This is a genomic window from Streptomyces niveus, assembly GCF_001723055.1.
GTDB classification, from domain to species: Bacteria; Actinomycetota; Actinomycetes; order Streptomycetales; family Streptomycetaceae; genus Streptomyces; species Streptomyces niveus.
In genome coordinates, this window is the sequence record NZ_MDCR01000505.1 from 1 (window position 1) to 6,745 (window position 6,745).

The following is a 6,745-nucleotide window of genomic DNA, read 5'->3' on the forward strand; positions in this document are numbered from 1 at the left end:
CTCCGCGCCGACCGTCCTGGCCGCCGCCGCGACCGCCGCCGGTCCGACCGGCGACTACGGGGCGACCTCGCTGGAGCCGTCCGGGTCCTGGTCGGCCGGCGGCGCGTCGGGTTCGTTCAACTGGGCCCACCCGATCGGCGTGCCCGAGGTGCCCGGCGGTCTTCAGCCGTCCATCAACCTGAGCTACAGCTCCCAGTCGGTCGACGGCCGGACCGCCGCGTCGAACAACCGGCCGTCCTGGATCGGCGACGGCTGGTCCTGGGAGCCCGGCTACATCGAGCGCCGCTACAAGTCGTGCGAGGACGACAAGAAGGACGGCACCAACACCACCAGGGTTGGTGACCTGTGCTGGTACAACGACAACGTCACCCTGTCGCTGGGCGGCAAGAGCACGGAGCTGGTGCACGAGGACGGCAAGGGCTGGCACCCGGCGACCGACTCGGGCGAGAAGGTCGAGAAGCTGACCGGCGCGTCCAACGGTGACGGCGGCACGGCCGGTGTCGACGGCTCGGGCGAGCACTGGAAGATCACCACGACCGACGGCACCCAGTACTTCTTCGGCCTGAACCGGCTGCCGGGCTGGAGCGACAACGGCAGCGCGGCGGACGACCCGGTCACCAACTCCACCTCCACGGTGCCGGTGTTCGGCAACCACTCCGGCGAGCCCTGCTACCAGGCCGACTTCGCCGACGCGTGGTGCCAGCAGGCGTGGCGCTGGCAGCTCGACCACGTGGTGGACCCGCGGGGCAACGCGATGGCCTATTACTGGAAGAGCGAGTCCAACAACTACGGCCGCAACGTCTCCGAGACGACCGGCAAGGCCACCGTCACCTCGTACGACCGCGGCAGCTACCTCGACCACATCGACTACGGCCTGCGGGCGGGCGACGCGTACGACACCAAGGCGATGGGCCAGGTCCACTTCGGTGTGGACGAGCGGTGCCTGACCACCTGCACCACGTTCGACGAGAGCCAGGCCAAGAACTGGCCCGACGTGCCGTTCGACCTGTACTGCAAGTCGGAGGCGACCGAGTGCAAGGACCAGTTCTCGCCGAGCTTCTGGACCCGTAAGCGGCTGACCTCCATCACCACCAAGGTGCTGACCGGCGGCGCGTACAAGGACGTCGACTCCTGGTCGCTCAAGCAGGGCTTCCCCGCCTCCGGGGACGGCATATCCACCCCGATGTGGCTGGAGTCCATCACCCGTACCGGCAAGGCCGGCGGCAGCGTCTCGCTTCCGCCGGTCACGTTCGCCGGCGAACAGAAGGCCAACCGGGTCGACAAACTCGGCGACGGACTGGCCCCGTTCATCCGGCTGCGCGTCTACCAGATCACCACCGAGACCGGCGGCACCATCGCCGCCACGTACTCGCAGCCCGACTGCACCGCCACCACCCTGCCGGCCAAGGACGCCACGAACACCAGCCGCTGCTACCACTTCAAGTGGGCCTTCGAAGGCGAGACGGCCAAGGACGACTACTTCAACGCCTACGTCGTCACCCAGGTCACCGAGGGCGACAACCTGGCCGCGACACCTGACAAGGTGACGTCCTACGCGTATCTCGACGGCGCGGCCTGGTCCAAGAGCACCGACGAGTTCACGAAGGCCGACGACCGCTCGTACTCCGTGTCCCGCGGCTACGGCCGGGTGCAGATCCGCACCGGTACCGGCTTCGACGCCAGGACCCTCACCGAGGGACGGTACTTCCGCGGCCTCGACGGCAAGGACGTCAAGGACTCCACCGGCGCGATCGTCACCGACCGCGAGGAGTTCGCCGGAAAGCCCCGCGAGACGCTGACGTACGACGGGGACGACACGGACAAGCTGGTCTCCGCCACGTCGTACACGCCGTGGCGCTCCGCGCCGTCGGCGACCCGCACGCGTACGGGACTGCCCGCGCTGGAAGCCCGGATGACGGACACGCAGAAGGTGTCCACCAGGACCACCACGTCGACCGGTACCCGTACGACACAGAGCACCACCGACTTCGACGAGCGCGGCATGGTCAAGTCGATCTCCGAGACGGGAGACACGGCGAAGACGGGCGACGAGAAGTGCACCACCAGCACGTACGCGCGTAACACCGGGACCTGGCTGCTGAATCTCCTCTCCCGGACCGAGACCGTCGCCAAGGAGTGCGGGGCCACCGTCACCCGGCCCGACGACGTCATCGACGACATCCGCTTCTCCTACGACAACGGCGCGTTCGGCGCGACGCCGTCCAAGGGCCTGGTCACCAGGACCGAGCGGATCAACGGCGCGGGCAGCGGTTACGACACCAGCGCCTCCGTCCCCAGCACCTGCGGCACGGCCAAGACCGAGCTCTGCTACGACCGTTACGGCCGCGCGCTCGCCGCCACCGACGCGTACGGCAAGACGACGACCACCGCGTACACCCCGGCCACCGGCGAGGTGCCGGCCCAGACGCTGGTGACCAACCCGCTCGGACACACCACCACCACGGTGCTGGAGCCGCTGCGCGGCCAGCCGACCCAGGTCACCGACGCGAACACGAAGGTGACCACGACCGCGTACGACGCCCTCGGCCGGGTGACCAAGGTGTGGATCCCCAGCCGGTCCGCCGCCACGTACCCGGACTCGCCCAACCACACGTTCGACTACCTGGTACGCCGCGACGGCCCGGTCGTCACCACCACCAAGTCGCTCACACACGACTCGCAGTACCAGGCGTCGTACGCCTTCTCCGACGGTCTGCTGCGGCCCTTCCAGACGCAGGCGCTGTCACCCGACCGCTCCGGCCGTCTGGTGAACGAGACCTTCTACGACACGCGCGGACTGACCTGGCGCGAGTCCGGGGTCTACTATGCCGACGGGGCGCCCGAGGCGGTCGCGGTCACGGGCCAGGAGCTGAAGTACCCGTCCTCCAGCGACACGTTGTACGACGGCGCCGGCCGGGTCACCGCGGTGATCGCCCGCAAGTTCGGGGACGAGACCAAGCGCACCACCACCAGCTACACCGGTGACACCACCACGGTCGTCCCGCCCAAGGGCGGCACCGCCACCACCGAGGTGGTCGACGCGCTCGGACGTACGACGGAGGTGAAGCAGTACACCGACGCCGCTCGCACCCAGTCGCAGTCCATCACCTACGCCCACGACGAGCGGGGACTGCTGGAGCAGGTCACCGACCCGTCGGGCGCCAAGTGGACGTACACGTACGACGTCCGGGGCCGGCAGACGAAGGTCGACGACCCGGACAAGGGCGTCACCACCACCGCCTACGACAAGGGCGACCGTCCCACCGACACGACGGACGTCGCACGGGGCATCACGCTGCACACCGACTACGACGACCTCGGCCGCAGGACCGCCCTGAAGAAGGGCTCCACCGCGCTGGCGGGCTGGACCTACGACACCCCGGCCAAGGGGCAGCTGTCCAAGGCGACGCGCTGGATCGGCGGCAAGGCGTACGAGTCCGCGATCACCTCGTACAACTCGCTCTACCAGCCGGTCCTCACCCAGGTCACCATCCCCGACGGCGAGGGCACCGGAGACGACGCCCTGGCCGGCACGTACAAGTGGACCACCGCGTACAACGTCAACACCGGCCAGGTGACGCGGGTCGAGCAGCCGGCGATGGGCGACCTGAAGGCGGAGCGGGTCAGCAGCACGTACACGCCGGTCACCGGGCTGCCCAGCACCGTCGGGGTGCCCGACGCGGCGCTGGTGTCGGGGAACACGTACGACCACTACGGGCGCAACACCCGCCAGGAGTACGGCGAGTTCGGCGAACATCTGTGGACGACCAGCGAGTACGACGAGCACACGGGCGCGCTGACCCGCGCGTACACCGACCGAGAGGTCGCGCCGCAGCGTATCGACGACACCAAGTACGCCTACGACCCCGCGGGCAACGTCACCTCGGTGGCCACCGCCTACGGGCAGGACAGCACGCGCACCACGGACACCCAGTGCTTCAGCCTCGACGCGCTGCGGCGCGTCACCGAGGCGTGGACCAACACCGGCGAGCAGTGCGCCGCCGCGCCGTCCACGTCCGTGGTCGGCGGGCAGGACGCGTACTGGACCAGCTACACCTTCGACGCGGTCGGCAACCGCAGGACGGAGACACAGCACAAGACGCCGTCGGGGCCCACCGCCGACACCGTGCGTACGTACGCGGCTCCCGAGGCCGGTACGCACAACCTGCCGAAGGTCACGCAGACCGGCACCAACCCGCATGAGGCGACCTTCACGTACGACGGCGCGGGCAACACCGAGAGCCGCAAGATCGGCGCCGCCGCCGCGCAGAGTCTGACGTGGGACGACGAAGGCCATCTGCGGTCCGTCACCCAGGGCGCCGCCGCCAGCGGCTACCTGTACGACACGGCGGGCAGCCGGATGATCCGTACGGACTCCACCGGCACGACCCTCTACCTTCCCGAGGGCAACGAACTCCACCAGGACAAGAACGGCGTCGTCACCGGCACCCGCTACTACAGCGCGGGAGCGGACCCGATCGCGGTCCGCAAGGGTACGAAGCTGACGCTCCTGTTCAGCGACCACCACGGGACGGGCACCACCCAGGTCACCTCCGACGCCGCCCAGCAGGTCACCCGCCGCAAGACCACCATCTTCGGCGCCCCGCGCGGCACGCAGCCCACCAACTGGGCTGGCGACAAGGGCTTCGTCGGCGGCACCAAGGACGCGGACACGGGCCTGGTCCACCTCGGCGCCCGCGAGTACGACCCGCTGGTCGGCCGCTTCATCAGCGTCGACCCGCTGATGAACCTGACCGACTCGGAGTCGCTGCACGGCTACACGTACGCCGGCAGCAACCCGGTGACGTCCTCGGACCCCACCGGCCTGTGCCGCCCGGAGTCGTGCGGCGCGGGCGTCGCGATCGGCGGCACGGGCATCGGCAAGAACAACCCGGTCCGCTACGTCCAGGCGAAGAACGCGCCGGATCCGCGGCGGCAGTTCGCGGTCGGCTCGGGGATCAACGGCAACGGGTCGGTCGTCGGGACGAACACGACCATCGTGTACCCGACGGTCGTCGTCCCGACGGACTGGGACGGGAAGAAGGAGTTCACGCAGCGGTTCTACAAGTTCCTGGACAACTCCCGTAACACCAAGGGGGGTCTGGCGCTGTTCCTGGACGACCCCACGAATGCCGACGAGAATCCGGCCGGGGCGCAACAACAGCTGGGCTACTGGGCCCTGTGGGCCTGCAAGCAGACCGGGGACTGCCCGAAGGAACTCCAGGCGAAGTTCGGCTCGATGGCGGCGGGCTTCATGGTCGAAGCCATGGCCGTGAGCGCGGCCGGCGGAGGCCGGGCGGGCGGCCTGGGAAGCTGCACCAGAAACAGCTTCACCCCGGAGACCCGGGTCCTTCTCGCGGACGGCACCGCGAAGTCCATCAAGGACGTACGGGCCGGCGACAAGGTCCTGGCCACGGACCCGAAGACGGGCAAGACGTACGCGAAGACGGTCACGGCGGAGATCAAGGGCCAGGGCACCAAGAACCTGGTCAAGGTCACGATCGACACGGACGGCAAGAAGTCCACCAAGCCGTCCTCGATCACGGCGACCGACGGCCACCCGTTCTGGGTCCCGGCCCTGAACGAGTGGATCACGGCGACGGCGCTCCAGCCGGGCCAGTGGCTACGCACGAGCGCGGGCACCCACGTCCAGATCACGGCGGTGACGCGCTGGACGCAGCAGGCGTCGGTGTACAACCTGACTGTCGCGGATGTGCATACGTACTATGTGCTGGCGGCCGAGACTTCGGTCCTCGTACACAATTCCAACTGCCCTCTGACTGGTGGGTTCAAGGCGAGTGTCAGCCCGGACGAGATCGCTGCTATTAACCGCGGTTTCGGTGGGGAGACGCTGTTGAGCGGATCACCAGCAAACACCCTGGCCAATGCCAGTCGCTACAACAGTTTCTGGGATAAGTCGGCAGTTGTGATCAGGGATATTGCGGGAGGCCACATGTTCAACAACGGAAATAAGCGAACTGCGCAGGCTACCGTTGAGCAGTTGATGCAACGGAACGGTGTTACGAGTGGCCCCACTTCCGCTGACCTCCGAGGTGTCATCGACAAGGTAGGTAAAGGTCAGCTGCATGACGTCAGTGACATCTCGGCAGCCTTGAGGGGCTATTGATGGGAGCGAAAGAGATGAATATTGAGCAGCTCATGGAGAAGTTGGGCCGCTCTGGCGTCACCGTGATTCTCAAGGTGGATGATGAGAGGATGGCGGAAGGTGGGGAGCCTTGGACGTTGGTAATGTCGGGTCCGGGTCTGGGTGACCAAGGATTTATTCGTGCCGAATCTTCAAGCCTCAGTGACTGCCTGGAACAAGGGCTCACGCGACTGCGTGCCAGGTCCAGCGACTGGGAATGGCTGACCGAACCCCCGTAGCCATCGAAATGAGGCGATGGGATCGTTCTGCAGTCCGAGTTCCCACATGGCTGGCTGGTCGAATGGCGTGGAGTATCTCGCGGGTCGGATGCAGGACGATGCTGCCCCGGTGCCGGGTTACGAGCCGCTCCCTGGCGGGGCCTTGAGCCGGCACGTCACGTGCGGCGGCGGAGTGTGAACAGGGTGGTCGCCGAGGCCAGGAACACCACCCCCGACGTCACGTTCACCCAGATCTGGGTGGTCGAGTCGTCCACCGACGCGCTCGCGTAGACGTTCGTGGCGAGTGCGGCGATCATGACGAACCAGAGCAGCGGCTTCACGGGGGACTCCTTGTTGGCCAAGTGGTGGTGGGGTCCACGAT

At 67.8% G+C, this 6,745-nt stretch carries 3 protein-coding genes; 2 read left to right on the forward strand and 1 reads right to left on the reverse strand.

The window, feature by feature from the left end; all coding sequences use genetic code 11:
• Nucleotides 1–6,127: polymorphic toxin-type HINT domain-containing protein (locus tag BHU15_RS37005; protein ID WP_069631082.1), on the forward strand; the 6,127-nt coding region annotated here is incomplete at its 5' end.
• Complete coding sequence (locus tag BHU15_RS38945; protein ID WP_079128636.1) at nt 6,127–6,384, forward strand: hypothetical protein; 258 nt, start codon at nt 6,127–6,129, stop codon at nt 6,382–6,384. The genes BHU15_RS37005 and BHU15_RS38945, both read left to right, overlap by 1 nt.
• Before the next feature lie 155 nt (nt 6,385–6,539).
• Here BHU15_RS38945 and BHU15_RS40680 read toward each other — a convergent pair.
• Nucleotides 6,540–6,745 (reverse strand): hypothetical protein (locus BHU15_RS40680; RefSeq protein ID WP_218028102.1); only part of this gene is annotated, 206 nt, incomplete at its 5' end.